The organism is Burkholderia sp. Bp9016 (genome assembly GCF_003857765.1).
Classification (GTDB): domain Bacteria; phylum Pseudomonadota; class Gammaproteobacteria; order Burkholderiales; family Burkholderiaceae; genus Burkholderia.
Genome location: NZ_QTPY01000009.1, coordinates 91,302 through 108,086, shown reverse-complemented (window position 1 = coordinate 108,086; position 16,785 = coordinate 91,302). Strand labels below are relative to the sequence as shown.

The following is a 16,785-nucleotide window of genomic DNA, read 5'->3' as shown; positions in this document are numbered from 1 at the left end:
GGACGCGCGTTCCGGCCGCGGGACGCATGCGTCCGGTGTACGCGCGCGGCAAAGGCGGCCGGTCGGCCTTTACCCGCGCGTTGCATCAGGGGCTCCGGCGCGTGAAGGTCAGCGTTGCACCGGCTTCGGTCACGATCTGCAACTGCTGCGGGTCGCGCATCTGCACGCCGGTCTTCTGGACGTGTGCGAGCGCGTCGAGGTACGCGTGTTCGAGTTCGCCGCCGAGCGTGTTCGGGCATGCCATGCGCGTGCCGGCGAGCGGGCCGAAGCTCAGCAGGCCGTTCTTCAGCGCATAGGTTCCCATATAGCGATTGCAGCCCGAAAAACCGCTTGCTTGCCGGATGCCCGACTGGGCGGACAGCGCGAGCTTGATCGGCTCGCCGTTATCACCGTGCGGAATCGTGCGCGGCGTGCCGTCGGCGTTCAGCCAGCTCGTGAGTTCCCAGCTCGTATCGTCGAGCAGTTGCACGGCGGCGGGGTTGTAAGGGTCGGGTGCGGGTGCGGCGGAATCGGGGTGAGTCGGCATCGCGCAGGCGGCGAGAAGCGTGGCAAGCGTCAACGCGCAGAGCGGCGCGCGCAACGGGCGAAGCAGGCCGGTGCGTGCGTGTGCGGCTGCGGACAGGTGGGACATGAGCCTCGTTCCTCATCGGATTCTGATCAAGGCGTAAGAGTAACGCACCCGCCCCGCGCGAGGCGAGCCGACACTTCACGCGTGAAAACGTTCGCAGCCCGCCCGCGAGCCTCGCGCGGCGTGGCGGCTGCGCGACGAAACCGCCCAAGCCGGCGCGGATGCGCGTGTTAACATCGAAGCCGTTTTCGTCCTCCAACAGAACCAGCGGGAAATCACATGCAGATCGGTCAGCGGCTCGGTACGCCGCTTTCTCCGTCGGCCACGCGCGTCATGCTGCTCGGCGCCGGCGAACTCGGCAAGGAAGTCATCATCGCGTTGCAGCGGCTCGGTGTCGAAGTCGTCGCGGTCGACCGCTACCCGGACGCGCCGGGCCATCAGGTCGCGCATCGTGCGCACGTGATCGACATGACGGACGCCGCCGCGCTGCGCGCGATCGTCGAGGCGGAGCGTCCGCACCTGATCGTGCCGGAGATCGAGGCGATCGCGACCGACGCGCTCGCGGCGATCGAGGCCGCCGGCCTCGCCGAGGTGATCCCGACCGCGCGCGCGACGCAGCTCACGATGAACCGCGAAGGCATCCGCCGGCTCGCGGCCGAGGAACTCGGGCTGGCGACGTCGCCGTATGCGTTCGCGGAGTCGTTCGACGCGTTCAGCGCCGCCGTCGCGAAGATCGGCATGCCGTGCGTCGTGAAGCCGGTGATGTCTTCGTCGGGCAAGGGGCAGTCGGTCGTGCGGACCGAAGCCGACATCAAGCCCGCATGGGACTACGCGATGGCCGGCGGCCGCGTGAACCACGGCCGCGTGATCGTCGAGGGCTTCATCGATTTCGAGTACGAGATCACGCAACTGACCGTGCGCGCGATCGATCCGGCGACGCTCGAGACGCGCACCTACTTCTGCGAGCCGGTCGGCCACGTGCAGGTGGCAGGCGACTACGTCGAATCGTGGCAGCCGCAGCCGATGAGCGCGGCCGCGCTGGAGAAGTCGCGCGAGATCGCGCACAAGGTGACCGAGGCGCTCGGCGGGCGCGGGATGTTCGGCGTCGAGCTGTTCGTGCGCGGCGACGAAGTCTGGTTCTCCGAGGTGAGCCCGCGGCCGCACGACACCGGTCTCGTCACGCTCGCGTCGCAACGCCAGTCGGAATTCGAACTGCACGCGCGCGCGATTCTCGGGCTGCCGGTCGATCCGGCGCTCGGCTCGCCGGCCGCGTCGGCGGTGATCTATGGCGGGCTCGACGAGCGCGGCATTGCGTTCGAAGGCGTACGCGACGCGCTGGCGGTGCCGGGCGCCGACCTGCGCCTGTTCGGCAAGCCGGAGAGCTTCGCGAAGCGGCGCATGGGCGTCGCGCTCGCGACCGGTGCGAACGTCGACGAAGCCCGCGAACGCGCGAAGCGCGCGGCGGCGGCCGTGCGGCCCGTGTCGACGCGCTGACCGGCAAAACCAGGAGAAAGCGATGGCGTCGACGTGGTTGCAAATCGGAACGATTCGACGGATCGGCAGACTGGGTGCCGCGCTGGCGCTCGTCGCGAGCCTCGCGGGTTGCGGTCTCGCGGCCGCGCCGTGCCGGGTCGCGTCGGCCGGGCTGAAGATCGTGCCGCTCGTCGGCCACGTCGCGGCCGCACCGACCGATGCGTGCGCCGACGTCATCGATCCCTGAGCGAAGTCTCGTCGAAGAACCATGGACGAATAACCGACAACCAACGATAACCGTGCGCCCCGCGAGGGCGCGTTTCCCCCCGTCTCGTGAGAGGACCTGCATGATTCGCCAAACCTTCGCCGCGCTCGCGCTGGCCGGCACCGCCGTTTCCGTCGCGCATGCCGCGCAACTGACCGTCGAGGAAATCGACGCCGATTCTCGCCAGATTGCCGTGTACCAGTGCGCGAACCAGAAGCAGCCGGTGCGTGTGTCGTACTGGCACGCGGGCAACGCCCAGAGTTTCGCGCTGGTGCCGGTCAACGGCCAGCAGTTGCTGTTCGTCGACACCGTGTCGGCATCGGGCGTGCGCTACCAGGCCGGACGCTATACGTGGTGGACGAAGGGCAAGGAAGGGACGCTGCGCGACGAGATCGCCGACCCGAAGTCGCCGCCGTTGCTCGGCGACTGCGTGCAGGTCGAGAAGAAAAAGAAGAAGGGCTGATCGCCGCGCGGTCGAACGCGCATGCGGATGTGCGGGAAGCGGTGCGTCGGCCGGTTCGGTGTTGAGTTGGAGGGCGGGGCGATGATCCGGCTCGCCCGGCAGGTCGGCAGGAATGATCGAGATTCGACCCCGAATTTCGCCAACCTGCCGATCGGACTGGCCCGATCGCATCCCGGATCGACCCGCGCCCGGCCTGCCGGCGTACGCCGCGAACCGCCACCAGGGCCGTTCGCGGCGTTGTCACGGACAGATGGCTGCGCAGTGCTACAATACGGCCCTTTCCGCCGGCATTCGCGCCGAACGGAGTCCGCACGGCCTTGTGGGAGCCGACGTTCGAATTGAACCGGTTCCGAGCGCCAGAGCGGCGCCGCGCGGCGCGCCGCGGCTCCGTCTACTTCCGAAATGTGATGAGCGCAGGCCCGGCCGGCCTGACGCACGATGTCCCCGCCGCGCCTTTTGAGCGAAACGCCACCATGTCCGATTCTGTCGCCAAGCCCGTCGACGCAACCTTCGATCAATTCGGCCTTGCCGCCGATATCCTGAAAGCCATTGCGGAGCAGGGTTATACGACGCCGACGCCGATCCAGGCGCAGGCCATTCCGGTCGTGCTCGCCGGCCGCGACGTCATGGGCGCCGCGCAAACGGGTACCGGCAAGACCGCGAGTTTCTCGCTGCCGATCATCCAGCGGCTGCTGCCGCAGGCCAATACGAGCGCGTCTCCGGCGCGCCACCCGGTGCGGGCGCTGATTCTCACGCCGACCCGCGAACTCGCCGACCAGGTTGCCGCGAACGTGCACGCATATGCGAAGCACACGCCGCTGCGCAGCGCGGTGGTGTTCGGCGGCGTCGACATGAACCCGCAGATGGCCGAATTGCGCCGCGGCGTCGAGATCCTGATCGCGACGCCGGGCCGCCTGCTCGACCATGTGCAGCAAAAGACGGCGAATCTCGGCCAGGTTCAGATCCTCGTGCTCGACGAAGCCGACCGGATGCTCGACATGGGCTTCCTGCCCGACCTGCAGCGCATCCTGAACCTGCTGCCGAAGGAGCGTCAGACGTTGCTGTTCTCGGCCACGTTCTCGGGCGAAATCAAGAAACTCGCCTCGACCTACCTGCGCAACCCGCAGACGATCGAGGTCGCGCGCAGCAACTCGACCAATGCGAACGTCACGCAGATCGTCTACGACGTCGCCGAAGGCGACAAGCAGGCGGCCGTCGTGCAACTGATGCGCGAGCGCGGGCTCAAGCAGGTGATCGTGTTCTGCAACAGCAAGATCGGCGCGAGCCGGCTCGCCCGCAACCTCGAGCGCGACGGCGTGGTCGCGTCGGCGATCCACGGCGACAAGACGCAGATCGAGCGGATGCAGGCGCTCGACGCGTTCAAGCGCGGCGAGATCGAGGCGCTGGTCGCGACCGACGTGGCCGCGCGTGGCCTCGACATCGCCGAACTGCCGGCCGTGATCAACTTCGACCTGCCGTTCAGCGCGGAAGACTACGTGCACCGGATCGGCCGCACGGGCCGCGCGGGTGCGACGGGCGATGCGCTGTCGCTGTGCAGCCCGAACGAGCGCAAGCAACTCGCCGATATCGAAAAGCTGATCAAGCGTCCGCTCGACGTGCAGGCGCTCGCGCTGACCAAGCCGGCGCGTCATCGTCAGGACGAACGCGGCGGTGAGCGTGGTGAACGTGGCGAGCGCGGCGGCCGCCGCGAGCGTGAAGAGCATCGCGGTGCGTCGGGTCGGCGCCCGGGCGGTTCCGAGCGCGGCCATCACCGCCGCCATGAACCGCCGGTCGACGATTTCTTCCTGAAGCCGTACGAACCGTCGGCGTCGGCGAAACAGCCGGAAGAAGTGCAGTCCGAGCACCACCCGGAGAAGAAGGGGCCGAAGCGTCAGGTCGCCGCACTGCTCGGTGGGTTCGGGATGCCGCGCAAGCCGTCTGCATAAGCGGCGGAATACGCTGTGGGGCGGCGCGCAAGTGCCGCCGAAGAAACGGGTGCATGCGGTGAGCATGTGCCCGTTTTTCATTGGGCGAGACGATTTGAAGGGGACTCTGATTGCCGGCAGCGAGGATTTCGACGTGTTGCGGCACCGTCGTCATCGAGCGTGGCGTTCCGGCTCTGTCACGCTTTCATGCGACCGGGTTTAGCACCGCGGGCCGCATCGCGAGGCGGCTGCCGCAGACCAAACCGGTGCCCGGCGAGCCGCTCAACCGGCCCGCAGCCCGAAGCGGCGTGCCCACGCGTCGGTGGCGGCCGCATAGAACGCATCCAGCGTATTGCCCGATAGATCGCCATCGGCCGCCAGGCCGAGATGTGTGGCAGCGGCCCGAAGGGCCGGCAGCGGATCGTCGCGCTCGAGCGCGGTCGCACCCGTCTGCTTGCTGAGCTTTTCGCCGTTGGCGTCGACGACGACGGGAACGTGCAGATATTCGGGTGTCGGCACGCCGAGACAGCGTTGCAGATAGATCTGGCGTGCGGTCGAATCGAGCAGGTCGGCCCCGCGCACGACGTGCGTGATGCCTGCGTCGGCGTCGTCGACCACGACCGCGAGCTGATAGGCCCACTGGCCGTCCGCGCGCTTCAGCACGAAATCGCCGACTTCGGTTGCGAGGTTCTGCGATTGCGTGTGCTGCCAGCGGTCGTCGAACGTGACGATGGCGTCTGCGCCGTCCGGCACGCGCAGCCGCCATGCACGCGCAGGCTTGCCGTGCAGGCCGGTGCGACAGGTGCCAGGATAGGCGAGCGTCGTATGGCGCTCGTGTGCCGCGCGCAGCGAGTCGGCGATTTCCTTGCGCGTGCAGCCGCATGGATACACGAGCCCTGCGGCGACGAGCTGCTCGAGCGCGACCGCGTAGTGCGCATCGCGCGTGCTTTGCCGCACGGGCGGCTCGTCGGGTGTCATGCCGAAATGCGCGAGCGTCGCGAGGATGTCGTCGGCGGCGCCCGGCACCGTGCGCGGGCCGTCGATATCCTCGATGCGCACGAGCCACGCGCCGCCGTGTGCGCGCGCATCGAGCCAGCTCGCGAGCGCGCCGACCAGCGAGCCGAAATGCAGCGGGCCGGTGGGCGACGGCGCGAAGCGGCCGCGGTAGCCGTTCATCGAAGCGTGGGGCGGCGCACGCTTACGCGGCGCTGGCCGCCTGTGCGCAGGCCGGGCACGACTTGCCGGGCACGTAGCTCGGCGATTGCTGCGCTTGCGGCGTGACGACCGCGCGGCACGCGAAGCACGTGACGTTCTCGGTCGGCTGCAGTTGCGGGTTCAGCGCGGTGCGATAGTCGAACACGAAGCAGTCGCCGTGATAGTGCGCGCCGCCGACTTCCTCGAAATACTTCAGGATCCCGCCTTCGAGCTGGTACACGTTCTCGATGCCGATTTCCTTCATGTGGATCGCGGCCTTCTCGCAGCGGATGCCGCCGGTGCAGAACGACACGACTGTCTTGCCCTCGAGATCGGCGCGGTTCGCGTCGATCACCTCCGGGAACTCGCTGAACTTCTCGATCCGGTAGTCGAGCGCGTCGTCGAACGTGCCGACGTCGATCTCGAACGCGTTGCGCGTGTCGAGCATCACGACCGGGCGGCCCGCATCGTCGTGGCCGCGGTCGAGCCACGCCTTCAGCGTGCGCGCGTCGACCGACGGCGCGCGGCCGAGCTCGGGCTTGATCGCCGGCTTCTTCATCGTGATGATCTCGCGCTTCAGGCGCACGAGCATCCGGCGAAACGGCTGCGAGTCGGACAGGCTTTCCTTGAACTGCAGCGTCGCAAACTTGCCTTCGAACAGTGGATCGTGGCGGAGGTAGTCGATGAACGCGTCGGCCGCTTCGCGCGGGCCGGCGATGAACAGGTTGATGCCTTCCGGCGCGAGCAGGATCGTGCCGCGCAGGCCGAGTTCGTTGCAGCGGGCGGTGACGAGCGGACGCCATTGCTCGGTCGCGTCGAGCGACACGAAGTGGTAGGCGGCGAGGTTGACGATGGTCATGATGGTCCGACGGGAAAACGGCCGCGGCCGTGCGGCGAGGCGCACGGCGGCCCCGCAAAAAAGGGTGCGAAGCCGGGGCGAAGATTCGAAAACCCGTATTATCCCGCAAACCGGGCCCGCACCGGCACCCGGCCGTTCGGCCGAGGTCGCGCGCATCGGCCGGACGGCCGGGCGGGGGGATTTTTTGGGCAGCCTGCGCGACGACGCGGCTACAATAACGCCCATGTCAGATCCTCGCTTCGTCCATCTTCGCGTTCACTCCGAATTCTCGATTGCCGACGGCATCGTGCGTCTCGACGACATCGTCAAGGCGGCGGCCGCGGACGGCCAGGGCGCGCTCGCCCTCACCGATCTCGGCAATGCATTCGGCCTCGTCCGTTTCTACCAGGAAGCCCGCGGCAAGGGCATCAAGCCGATCGCCGGCTGCGACGTCTGGATCACCAATCCGGACGATCGCGACAAACCGTCGCGCCTGCTGCTGCTGGTGAAGGACAAGGTCGGCTACCTGAACCTGTGCGAGCTGCTGTCGAAGGCGTGGCTCACGAACCAGTACCGCGGTCGCGCGGAGCTCGACGCGAGCTGGCTCGAAGGCGAGCTGTCGCAAGGGCTGCTCGCGCTGTCGGGTGCACAGCAGGGCGACATCGGGCTCGCGCTTGCCGCCGGTAACGAAGAGGCGGCGCGCCGCCACGCCGAGCGCTGGGCCAAGGTGTTCCCTGGCGGCTTTTACATCGAGCTGCAGCGTTACGGCCAGCCGGGCGCCGAGACGTATATCCAGCAGGCAGCGACGCTCGCCGCGTCGCTGAAGCTGCCGGTCGTGGCAACGCATCCGACGCAGTTCATGACCGGCGATGATTTCACCGCGCACGAAGCGCGCGTGTGCATCTCGGAAGGCGACATGCTCGCGAATCCGCGGCGCCAGAAGCGCTTCACGACCGATCAGTATTTCCGCACGCAGGACGACATGGTCGCGCTGTTCGCCGACCTGCCGTCGGCGGTGGCGAACACGGTCGAGATCGCGAAGCGCTGCAACCTGAAACTCGAGCTCGGCAAGCCGAAGCTGCCGCTGTTCCCGACGCCGGACGGTATGTCGCTCGACGACTACCTGGTGCAGCTGTCGAAGGAGGGGCTCGAGAAACGCCTCGAACAGCTGTATCCGGACGCCGCGGAGCGCGATGCGCAGCGCGACACGTATTACAAGCGGCTCGAATTCGAGTGCGGGACCATCACGAAGATGGGCTTCCCGGGCTACTTCCTGATCGTTGCCGACTTCATCAACTGGGCCAAGAACAACGGCGTGCCGGTCGGCCCGGGCCGGGGCTCCGGCGCCGGCTCGCTGGTCGCGTACGCGCTCGGCATTACCGATCTGGATCCGCTGCGCTACAACCTGCTGTTCGAGCGATTCCTGAATCCGGAACGCGTGTCGATGCCCGACTTCGACATCGACTTCTGCCAGCACGGCCGCGATCGCGTGATCCAGTACGTGAAGGAAAAATACGGCGCGGACGCCGTGTCGCAGATCGCCACCTTCGGCACGATGGCCGCGAAGGCGGCCGTGCGCGACATCGGGCGCGTGCTCGATCTCGGCTACATGTTCACCGATGGCGTCGCGAAGCTGATCCCGTTCAAGCCGGGCAAGCACGTGACGATCGCCGACGCGATGAAGGAAGAGCCGCAACTGCAGGAGCGCTACGACCACGAGGACGAAGTGCACCAGTTGCTCGACCTCGCGCAGCGCGTCGAGGGCTTGACGCGTAACGTCGGGATGCACGCGGGCGGCGTGCTGATCGCGCCGGGCAAGCTGACCGATTTCTGCCCGCTGTACACGCAGGGCGACGACGGCGGCGTCGTCAGCCAGTATGACAAGGACGACGTCGAAGCCGTCGGCCTCGTGAAGTTCGACTTTCTGGGTCTGACGACCCTGACGATCCTCGACTGGGCCGAGCGCTACATTCGCCGGCTCGACCCGTCGAAGGCCGACTGGTCGCTCGCGCAGGTGCCGCTCGACGATCCGGCGTCGTTCCAGATCCTGAAGAAGGCGAACACGGTCGCAGTGTTCCAGCTGGAAAGCCGCGGGATGCAGGGCATGCTGAAGGATGCGCAGCCCGACCGCTTCGAGGACATCATCGCGCTCGTGTCGTTGTACCGTCCGGGCCCGATGGACCTGATCCCGAGCTTCTGCGCACGGAAGCACGGGCGCGAGAAGGTCGACTATCCGGATCCGCGCGTCGAACCCGTCCTGAAAGAGACCTACGGCATCATGGTCTATCAGGAGCAGGTGATGCAGATGGCGCAGATCATCGGCGGCTACTCGCTCGGCGGCGCCGACTTGCTGCGCCGCGCGATGGGCAAGAAAAAGCCCGAGGAGATGGTCAAGCACCGCGAGATCTTCGCCGAGGGTGCGGCGAAGAACGGCCTCACGCGCGAGAAGTCCGACGAGATCTTCGACTTGATGGAGAAGTTCGCGGGCTACGGCTTCAACAAGTCGCACGCGGCGGCCTATGCGCTGCTCGCGTATTACACCGCGTGGCTGAAGGCGCACCATCCGGCCGAATTCATGGCGGCCAACATGACGCTCGCGATGGACGACACCGACAAGGTGAAGATCCTGTTCGACGACTGTGTCGTGAACAACCTCGCCGTGCTGCCGCCGGACATCAACCAGTCGCATTACCGGTTCGAGCCTGTCGCCGAAGCCGACGGCAAGCGCTCGCGCACGATCCGCTATGGCCTCGGTGCGGTGAAGGGCAGCGGCCAGAACGCGATCGAGGAAATCCTGCGTGCGCGCGAGGAAAAGCCGTTCACCGACCTGTTCGACTTCTGCGAGCGGATCGACCGGCGCGTCGTCAACCGTCGCACGGTCGAGGCGCTGATCCGCGCCGGCGCATTCGATGCGCTGAACGCGAACCGCGCGCAGTTGCTCGCGTCGGTGCCGCTCGCGATGGAAGCAGCCGAGCAGGCCGCGGCCAACGCGATGCAGGCCGGCCTGTTCGACATGGGCGCCGAGTCGCCGCACGCGCATGCGCTCGTCGACGAACCCGCGTGGGACGACAAGAAGCGCCTGCAGGAAGAGAAGGGCGCGCTCGGCTTCTACCTGTCCGGCCACCTGTTCGACGCGTATCGCGACGAGGTGCGCCGGTTCGTGAGGCAGAAGATCGGCGACCTGAAGGAAGGGCGCGACAAGCTCGTCGCGGGCATCATCGCGTCGCTGCGCACGCAGATGACCCAGCGCGGCAAGATGCTGATCGCGTTGCTCGACGACGGTTCGGGCCAGTGCGAGATCACGATCTTCAACGAACAGTTCGAGGCGAACAAGGCGCTGTTCAAGGAAGACGAACTGCTGATCGTGCAGGGGCAGGCGCGCAACGATGCGTTCACGGGCGGCATCCGCTTCACGGCCGACACGGTGATGGATCTCGAGCGCGCACGCAGCCGCTACGCGCAGGCGGTGCGGCTGACGATGAACGGCAATGCCGATGCGGCGGCGCTGCGCCGCGTGCTGGAGCCGCACGTGTCGAAGGACGATCCGGCGGCCGCGAACGTGGCCGAGGCGCCCGCGCCGCGTGGCGGCGGCCGCGATGGCGGTCGTCGCCCGCAAGCGCCGCTGCCGAACGGGCTTGCGGTCCAGGTTCACTACAGCAACGCGCGCGCGCAGGGCGAAATGCGGCTCGGCGACGCGTGGCGCGTGAAGCCGAGCGACACGCTGCTCGCGGAACTGCGCGCGACCTTCGGCGGCAGCATCGTCGAAATCACGTACTAGGCGCATCCCGCCGGACGGGTGTCGCACTACGCGGCCCGTCGCATCGCCATCGTGCGGTGCGACGGGCCGTTTTCATTTGCGCGGGTGCTTGGGGCCGTCATCCGGACGCTATACAATCCGTCGCGCGACGCGAACGCCGCGCCGCAAGCGACCAAGCGACCAAGCGACCAAGCGACCAAGCGACCAAGCGACCAAGCGACCAAGCGACCAAGCGACCAAGCGCGACCAGGCCGGCACCGAGCCGCACACCATGATGCCGGTCGGTACGCGACGATAAAAACCGACAGCTACACCACACGATGGCCAACGGGAAACCGACGGGGCGGATCCTTGTGATCCGGATTGATTTTCTGGGCGACATGCTGTGCACGACCGCTTTTCTCGGCGAGCTGAAACAGCGCTGGCCCGACGCGCAACTGCACGTGGTCGCGAACCGTTACAACGCGGCTGCACTGACCGGCAATCCGGACGTGCACACGGTCCATACCTACGTGTACAGCCGCCAGTGCGAGCGCAACGACCGTCCCGGACGGATGCGCGCATTCTTCGACCGGCTGCGGCTCGTATGCCGGCTGCGCCGCCTGCGGTTCGATCTCGTGGTCGTGCCGAACGGCGGCATGCATCGCAGCAGCATCCAGTTCGCGCGGCAACTCGGCGTGAAGGATTGCCGCTGGCACGATGCCGATTCCGAATTCGACGATCGCAAGCCTGAGCACGTCGCAACGCGGCCGATGTGTCACGAGGCGCTGTCGGGCTTTCGTCTCGTGCCCGAACTCGGTCGTACCGATCTCGACGGTCTCGTGCTGTCCGTCCACCCGGACCGCGCTCTGCAGGACACGTGGTATCGGCTGCTCGGGCCGCGCACCAAACCGCGCGTCGGGATGTTCGTGTCGAACAAGGCGGCCGAGCGGCGCTGGCCCGTCGAGCGGTGGTGCGAGCTCGGCCGGCGGCTCGCGCCGTTCGCCGACGTGATCGTGTTTCGCGATCCTGCCGGTGCGGCCGACGCCGACCGCGACGCATGGCGCGCTGTGAATGCCCGGCACGTCGCGCCGTCGTCGGTCGCCGAGCTGACGGCGGCCGCGAGCCTGCTTGACGCGATCGTGTCGGCCGACAGCGCGCCCGTGCATCTTGCGTCGGCACTCGGCGTGCCGGTCGCCGCGCTGTTCGAGGACCGTCCCGAGAAATACCTGCGCTGGCATCCGCTCGGCGTGCCGCACATGATCCTGCGGGCCGGTGCGACGGTCGACGCGATTGGCGTCGACGCGCTCGAGCGTGCGGTGCGTCACCTGCTGGACCGGACCGGACACCAGGGCGAGCCGACGAGCGAGACGATGCCGCTCCCGGCCGCGGCGAGCACGGAACGCGAAGTCTGCGCGATCGCTTCGTAGCGCCGGACACGCAGGCCGCGCCGGCACGGCAAGCGTACGCGCGGCGGGCCGGGCGGCAGGCCCGCCTGACGGTGCCGTACCGCCGGCCGGCGAAGCCCGGTCGTGACGTGCCGCGCTGCGCCGGCCGCCGCAAAATCCTGTACATTGCGAGCCTTGTCCAGCCAGCTAGACGGAACGATTGCCGTGGCCCTGTTTTCTTCCGCCCGCCCGCCCAGAACCATCCTCGTCGCCGCACCGCGCCGTATCGGCGACGTGCTGCTGACGACGCCGCTCGTGCGTTCGCTGAAGGCGCGCTGGCCCGACGCGCAGATCGACATGCTGGTGTTTCGCGGCACCGAGGGTGTGCTGGAGCACAACCCCGACGTGCGGCGCGTGATCGTCGTCGCGCAGCGCGCGGGGTTCGGCGAGCGGCTGCGCGATGCGATGTCGATGTGGCGCCGCTACGATCTCGCGTGTGCCGCGCTGAGTTCCGACCGCCCGCGCTTCTACAGCTGGTTCGCCGGCCGCAAGCGCGTCGGCCTCGTCGATCCGAATCGCGTCACGTGGCTCACGCGGATGATGCTCGACGGGATCGCGATCAATCACCACGAATCCGCCCATACGGTCGTCAGCACGCTGGCGCTCGCGCCCGTCATCGGCATCGAGCCGGTGTCGGAGGTCGTCGCGCCGGGCATCGGCGACGATCCCGCGCGGCGCGCGCGCTTCGATGCGTGGCTTGCGGAGTCGCCGGCGATTCGCGACGGCAAGCCGCTCGTCGTGCTGCATCCGTATCCGATGTTCCGCTACAAGCAATGGCGGCTCGAAGGTTGGGTCGAGATGATCGAATGGTTGCGCGCACAGGGGTTCGCGATCGCGCTGTCGGGCGGCCCGGCCGATCGCGAGCGCGAGTACGCGGAGCAGGTCGCGACGATGGCGGGCGGCGACGTGCTGAATCTGGTCGGCCGCCTCACGTTCGGCGAAAGCGCGGAACTCGTGCGGCGCGCGAAGTTGTTCATCGGGCCCGATACGGGCGCGACGCACGTCGCGGCCGCAACCGGCACCGATACGATCGCGCTGTTCGGTCCGTCCGATCCGGTGCGCTGGGGGCCGTGGCCGCAGCACTGGCCGGCGACCGAGAATCCGTGGTCGCTGCGCGGCTCGGGGCGGCATGGCAATGTGTGGCTGCTGCAGGGCGAGGGTGACTGCGTGCCGTGCCGGCACGAGGGCTGCGAGCGTCATGTCGAGAGCCGCAGCGACTGTCTCGTCAATCTCGGTACGCAGCGCGTAAAGGCCGCGGCCGCCGAGATGCTCGGGCTGAATCCGCCGGGCGCGGCCGACACGGTCGTCGACACGTCGCGGCTGCACCGCGCGCGACCGGACTGACGCGCGCGCGAGTCGCGGTTTCCTGATTTGAAGAAGGGGAGTGACGTCGCGACGTGACGCGTCGAAGGCGCGTGCCCGCTCGTCTGACGGCGGCGCGGGTGCTCCACCGCTGAAGCTGCTTCGGCGGCAGACAGGAGGTAACCGCGCGTACAGCTTCCCGCCCGCTGCCTGTCCGCGCGTCGCGTTGCGCGGACGGGTTACGCGCTGCGCCGAATTGCCGACGTCTCGCGCGGCAGCGCTTCGCCGCGCTCGCCGCAGCCGAGCAGGATGCCCGCGAGCAGCACCAGCAGGTGCCCTTCGGCGAAATCGAGCAGCAGCGAATTCGCGAGACTGCCGATCGCGAAGATCGCGAGCCAGCCGAGCAGCAGATGCCGCGAGCGCGGATCGAGCGCGCGGCTGCCGCGCGCGATCTGCACGATCAGGTTCACGAACAGCAGCACGCCGAGCGTGCCGAGCTGCACGGCCATCAGCATGTATTCGTTATGCGGATTCGACGTGAGCTGGCCTTCCGCCGCCGTCTTGCCCGCCGCGAGTTTCTGGAACTCGAACTCGAGGCCGCCCGCACCGTAGCCGAGCACGGGGCGCACGCGATACAGCTCGAGCCCCTTCTTGTACCACTCGAGACGCAGCCCGGTCGACGTGGCCGCATCGGTCTGCCGATACTGCTGCACTTCGGAGACGACCTTTACGAGCCGGCCGTTGTGCACCGTGCACGCGGCTGCGACGAGTGCGGCACCGGCCAGCACCAGCGCGCCGGCGGCGAGCCCCGCGCGCAGCGCGGACTGGCGGCGCAGCAGCAGCACGAAACGCACGGCGACGACGAGGATCAGCAGCAGCGCGATGACCTGCCCGGTGCGCCCTTGCAGCATCACGAACACGTTGATCAGCGACCACGCGGCGACGCCGGCATACGCGGCACGCGACAGCATGGTGCGGGCCGACAGCGCGAGGTCGGCCGCCTGGTAGAACAGCAGCGCGCCGAACATGCCGGCCGCGATGTGGTTCTTGAACACCCATGCACGCGACAGCGGCAGCTCGGTCGCATGCGCGGGCCCGATCGCGGTCAGTCCGAGGTAATTGGTGGTCGACAGCAACAGGATCACGCACAGCGTGCCGAACCAGCAGCGCCGCACGATCGGCGCCCAGTTCGAATGGCGGAATGCGAGGACGGCAAACGGCACCAGCAGCAGCTTGTCGTACTTGGCGACCCAGTTCCATGCCTTCGGATGCGGTGCGACCGTGTACGCGACGCTCGCGGCCAGCGCAGCGAGGATCAGCAGCGCCGCGAGCGACACCGGTTCGGTGACGAAGGTGCGCAGGTTGCGCCAGAACTCGGGGGAAATCACGAGCGCGACCGCGAACAGCGCGCAGAACACGTTGGTCAGCGCGGTCGAGACGGGCACCATGCAGAGCGCGATGACGGCGAAGGTGCGGGCCGCGGTAAGGCGCCGCGTGGCGTGAGACGAAAACGAAAGCATCGGGACCTGTCGAATGGACGAATGCGGCATGCGGGCACCGTGCTGCGCGCCGCTCGCCCCGACGGCACCCGGGGCGAAGCGCGCAGTATACGCGAAGCAGCGCGCGTTTCCGCGCCGTTTCCGGGGCCCGATCAGCCGAATGCGCGCTTGATCCGCGAGCGCAGCAGCGCGCGCTTGAGCCGCCCTTCGACGGCCGGTGTATCGAGCACGATGCGCGAGCCGGCCGGCTCGCCGCGATGCAGGTAATAGCGGTCGAACGTGGCCTGCGTCATGCCCCATTTGTTGAGGAACTGGCGGCGGCCGTCGTTCTTGACGATCTTGCCCGTGCTCTTCTGCTGGAAGTGGTAGACGAGGCTGTCGCCGACGCCGAGGAAGATCCGGCAGCCGGCATCCCAGAATTTCATCGAGAAGTCGTTGTCGCTGCTCATCCCGGGCGACAGCTCGCTGCTGTAGCCGCCGATGCGGTTCCACCAGTCGCGATGCACGAGCGTCGGCGGCCAGGTCGAGCCGAGCCAGTCCGCGCGCGCAAGCTTCGGCGTGGCCGCGACGAGGCCCGCCGCGTCGAACTGTTCGGCATCGCGGCCGAAATTGCTGACGACGACGCACGGGTTGCGCGTGTCGACCGGCTCGACCATCGTGCCGGACAGCATGAAGAGATCGGTCGGCATCTGCTCGATGCGCCGCACGAGCGCCGCGTCCCAGCCGGGGCAGCAGTACATGTCGTCGTTCATGTAGACGACGTAGTCGCGCGTCGCGCGCGCGGCGGCCAGGTTCACCGCGTGGCAGATGCCGATGTTGGCCGGCGACGCGGTGTGCTCGATGCCTTCGTGGCGCACCCAGTCGAGCGTGCCGTCCGAGCCGTCGTTCACGTGCACGATGATCTGGTGATCGTACGCGGAATGGCGGCGCAGGCTGTCGACGACGAGCTTGAGGTACGGCAGGTTGTTCCAGGTCGGGATGATGATGGAGAACATGGCGGTCGAATTCGGTGGTCGTCGTGTCGGCGGCGCGTGGCGCGCCGCCTCGGGCGGGCGCGGATGGTGCGCGGGCAGCCCGGCATTGTAACGCCGGGCCGGCCGCAGGCCGGGGGTGCGCTCAGCGGGCCGGTTCGTGGCCGAGCTTCAGGAACCGGTAGTAGACGGTTTCCGCGTTGAACACGGCGATCATGAAGCCCGCGCGGCCGTCGAGAAACCCGCGCCGCAGCACGTAGGTCCGCACGAACGCCCACGCACCGCGCGCGAGCGCCTTGCCGAAGCCGCCGCGCTGGCCGGCCGCGCGGCGCTGGCGCGCGCCGGCCGTCGAATACGCATCGAGCTTGCGCACGACCGTTTCGAAATCCTCGTACGAATAGTGCATCAGCTTGCCGGATAGCCGCTGCGCGGGCGTATCGAACACGAGGCGTTCGTGCACCAGATCGTCGGAGAAGCGGGCCGTGCCGCGCCGGAACAGGCGCGGGATCCAGTCCGGATACCAGCCGCTGTGGTGGATCCACTGGCCGCAGAAGCTCGACAGCCGGTCGATCGCGTAGACCTGCGCGGCCGGCGCGCGGATCGCGTCGCGGATCGATTGCGCGAGTTCCGGGCTGACCACCTCGTCGGTGTCGAGCGACAGGATCCAGTCGGTGTCGAGCGCGTCGAGCGCGCGGTTCTTCTGCGGGCCGAAGCCCGGCCAGTCGCGCTCCACGATTACGCGGGCGCCGTGCGCGCGGGCGATCGCGACGGTATCGTCCGTGCTGCCGCCGTCGATCACGACGACGTCGTCGGCGAAGGCCAGCGCATCGAGGCACTGCCCGAGCCGCGCGGCCGCATTGAGGGCGATGAGGGCGACGCCGAGAGTGGGTTCTGCCATGAAAATCGTCGAAAAGGCGGAGAAAACGGTGAGCGGCAGTATACCCGCGTGCCGGCCAGTGGCCGCTTCGGCGTCGGCCGCGCCGGCGCAGGTGGTACGGCTATAATGTTGGGCCTTTTTCGGCACCCGCCGGACGGGGGCGAACCCCCGGACAGTCATGCTCCGGGCGCCGCGTCGCGGCTCAAGAAGGATTGCCTTGGAAACC

13 protein-coding genes are annotated in these 16,785 nt (G+C 68.1%); 7 read left to right on the top strand and 6 right to left on the bottom strand.

Features of this window, described 5'->3' with window-relative positions:
- Positions 1 to 85: 85 nt before the first annotated feature.
- Positions 86 to 631, bottom strand: a complete 546-nt coding sequence (locus tag DIE13_RS13220) for an META domain-containing protein (RefSeq protein ID WP_124827626.1) — start codon at positions 629 to 631, stop codon at positions 86 to 88.
- 216 nt (positions 632 to 847) lie between these two features.
- Between DIE13_RS13220 and purT the strand changes: the two genes are divergently transcribed.
- The 4 genes from purT to DIE13_RS13195 all read left to right on the top strand — a co-directional run bounded on the left by purT (position 848) and on the right by DIE13_RS13195 (position 4,715).
- On the top strand, positions 848 to 2,062 hold the full coding sequence (purT, locus tag DIE13_RS13215; RefSeq protein WP_124827625.1) for a formate-dependent phosphoribosylglycinamide formyltransferase: 1,215 nt from the start codon (positions 848 to 850) through the stop codon (positions 2,060 to 2,062).
- 22 nt (positions 2,063 to 2,084) lie between these two features.
- A complete protein-coding gene (locus DIE13_RS13210) occupies positions 2,085 to 2,288 on the top strand; it encodes a DUF6726 family protein (protein WP_124827624.1) in 204 nt (67 codons plus the stop codon).
- Positions 2,289 to 2,388: 100 nt separating this feature from the next.
- Positions 2,389 to 2,769, top strand: coding sequence for an MliC family protein (locus DIE13_RS13205; protein WP_096507682.1), 381 nt, complete (start codon positions 2,389 to 2,391; stop codon positions 2,767 to 2,769).
- Positions 2,770 to 3,176: 407 nt separating this feature from the next.
- On the top strand, positions 3,177 to 4,715 hold the full coding sequence (locus tag DIE13_RS13195; protein ID WP_124827623.1) for a DEAD/DEAH box helicase: 1,539 nt from the start codon (positions 3,177 to 3,179) through the stop codon (positions 4,713 to 4,715).
- Positions 4,716 to 4,976: 261 nt separating this feature from the next.
- Here DIE13_RS13195 and gluQRS read toward each other — a convergent pair whose 3' ends face one another.
- On the bottom strand, positions 4,977 to 5,870 hold the full coding sequence (gluQRS, locus tag DIE13_RS13190; RefSeq protein WP_124827622.1) for a tRNA glutamyl-Q(34) synthetase GluQRS: 894 nt from the start codon (positions 5,868 to 5,870) through the stop codon (positions 4,977 to 4,979).
- A gap of 22 nt (positions 5,871 to 5,892) precedes the next feature.
- Positions 5,893 to 6,747 carry a sulfurtransferase gene (locus DIE13_RS13185; protein ID WP_124827621.1) on the bottom strand — a complete coding sequence of 285 codons (855 nt, stop codon included), beginning with the start codon at positions 6,745 to 6,747 and terminating at the stop codon, positions 5,893 to 5,895.
- A gap of 223 nt (positions 6,748 to 6,970) precedes the next feature.
- Here DIE13_RS13185 and dnaE point away from each other — a divergent pair, with 223 nt between their 5' ends.
- The 3 genes from dnaE (at position 6,971) to DIE13_RS13170 (ending at position 13,254) form a co-directional block, all read left to right on the top strand.
- Positions 6,971 to 10,504, top strand: coding sequence for a DNA polymerase III subunit alpha (gene dnaE / locus DIE13_RS13180; RefSeq protein ID WP_124827620.1), 3,534 nt, complete (start codon positions 6,971 to 6,973; stop codon positions 10,502 to 10,504).
- A gap of 299 nt (positions 10,505 to 10,803) precedes the next feature.
- Positions 10,804 to 11,892: a glycosyltransferase family 9 protein gene (locus DIE13_RS13175; RefSeq protein WP_124827619.1), complete on the top strand. Its 1,089-nt coding sequence runs from the start codon at positions 10,804 to 10,806 to the stop codon at positions 11,890 to 11,892.
- A 183-nt stretch (positions 11,893 to 12,075) separates the two neighbouring features.
- Positions 12,076 to 13,254, top strand: coding sequence for a glycosyltransferase family 9 protein (locus DIE13_RS13170; protein WP_124827618.1), 1,179 nt, complete (start codon positions 12,076 to 12,078; stop codon positions 13,252 to 13,254).
- A gap of 197 nt (positions 13,255 to 13,451) precedes the next feature.
- Here DIE13_RS13170 and DIE13_RS13165 read toward each other — a convergent pair whose 3' ends face one another.
- The 3 genes from DIE13_RS13165 to DIE13_RS13155 all read right to left on the bottom strand — a co-directional run bounded on the left by DIE13_RS13165 (position 13,452) and on the right by DIE13_RS13155 (position 16,580).
- On the bottom strand, positions 13,452 to 14,732 hold the full coding sequence (locus DIE13_RS13165) for an O-antigen ligase family protein (RefSeq protein WP_124827617.1): 1,281 nt from the start codon (positions 14,730 to 14,732) through the stop codon (positions 13,452 to 13,454).
- A gap of 131 nt (positions 14,733 to 14,863) precedes the next feature.
- Positions 14,864 to 15,706 (bottom strand): glycosyltransferase family 2 protein, encoded by an 843-nt coding sequence (locus tag DIE13_RS13160; protein ID WP_124827616.1) that lies wholly within the window; start codon positions 15,704 to 15,706, stop codon positions 14,864 to 14,866.
- Positions 15,707 to 15,827: 121 nt separating this feature from the next.
- The gene (locus DIE13_RS13155; RefSeq protein ID WP_124827615.1) at positions 15,828 to 16,580 is read right to left on the bottom strand and encodes a glycosyltransferase family 2 protein; all 753 of its coding nucleotides are present in this window, start codon (positions 16,578 to 16,580) and stop codon (positions 15,828 to 15,830) included.
- Positions 16,581 to 16,785 lie beyond the last annotated feature (205 nt).

Excerpts from the sequence above, each read along its gene's own strand:
- DIE13_RS13220 (WP_124827626.1), bottom strand. The coding sequence starts at position 631 with ATGTCCCACCTGTCCGCAGCCGCACACGCACGCACCGGCCTGCTTCGC.
- purT (WP_124827625.1), top strand. The coding sequence starts at position 848 with ATGCAGATCGGTCAGCGGCTCGGTACGCCGCTTTCTCCGTCGGCCACG.
- DIE13_RS13210 (WP_124827624.1), top strand. The coding sequence starts at position 2,085 with ATGGCGTCGACGTGGTTGCAAATCGGAACGATTCGACGGATCGGCAGA.
- DIE13_RS13205 (WP_096507682.1), top strand. The coding sequence starts at position 2,389 with ATGATTCGCCAAACCTTCGCCGCGCTCGCGCTGGCCGGCACCGCCGTT.
- DIE13_RS13195 (WP_124827623.1), top strand. The coding sequence starts at position 3,177 with ATGAGCGCAGGCCCGGCCGGCCTGACGCACGATGTCCCCGCCGCGCCT.
- gluQRS (WP_124827622.1), bottom strand. The coding sequence starts at position 5,870 with ATGAACGGCTACCGCGGCCGCTTCGCGCCGTCGCCCACCGGCCCGCTG.
- DIE13_RS13185 (WP_124827621.1), bottom strand. The coding sequence starts at position 6,747 with ATGACCATCGTCAACCTCGCCGCCTACCACTTCGTGTCGCTCGACGCG.
- dnaE (WP_124827620.1), top strand. The coding sequence starts at position 6,971 with ATGTCAGATCCTCGCTTCGTCCATCTTCGCGTTCACTCCGAATTCTCG.
- DIE13_RS13175 (WP_124827619.1), top strand. The coding sequence starts at position 10,804 with ATGGCCAACGGGAAACCGACGGGGCGGATCCTTGTGATCCGGATTGAT.
- DIE13_RS13165 (WP_124827617.1), bottom strand. The coding sequence starts at position 14,732 with ATGCTTTCGTTTTCGTCTCACGCCACGCGGCGCCTTACCGCGGCCCGC.
- DIE13_RS13160 (WP_124827616.1), bottom strand. The coding sequence starts at position 15,706 with ATGTTCTCCATCATCATCCCGACCTGGAACAACCTGCCGTACCTCAAG.
- DIE13_RS13155 (WP_124827615.1), bottom strand. The coding sequence starts at position 16,580 with ATGGCAGAACCCACTCTCGGCGTCGCCCTCATCGCCCTCAATGCGGCC.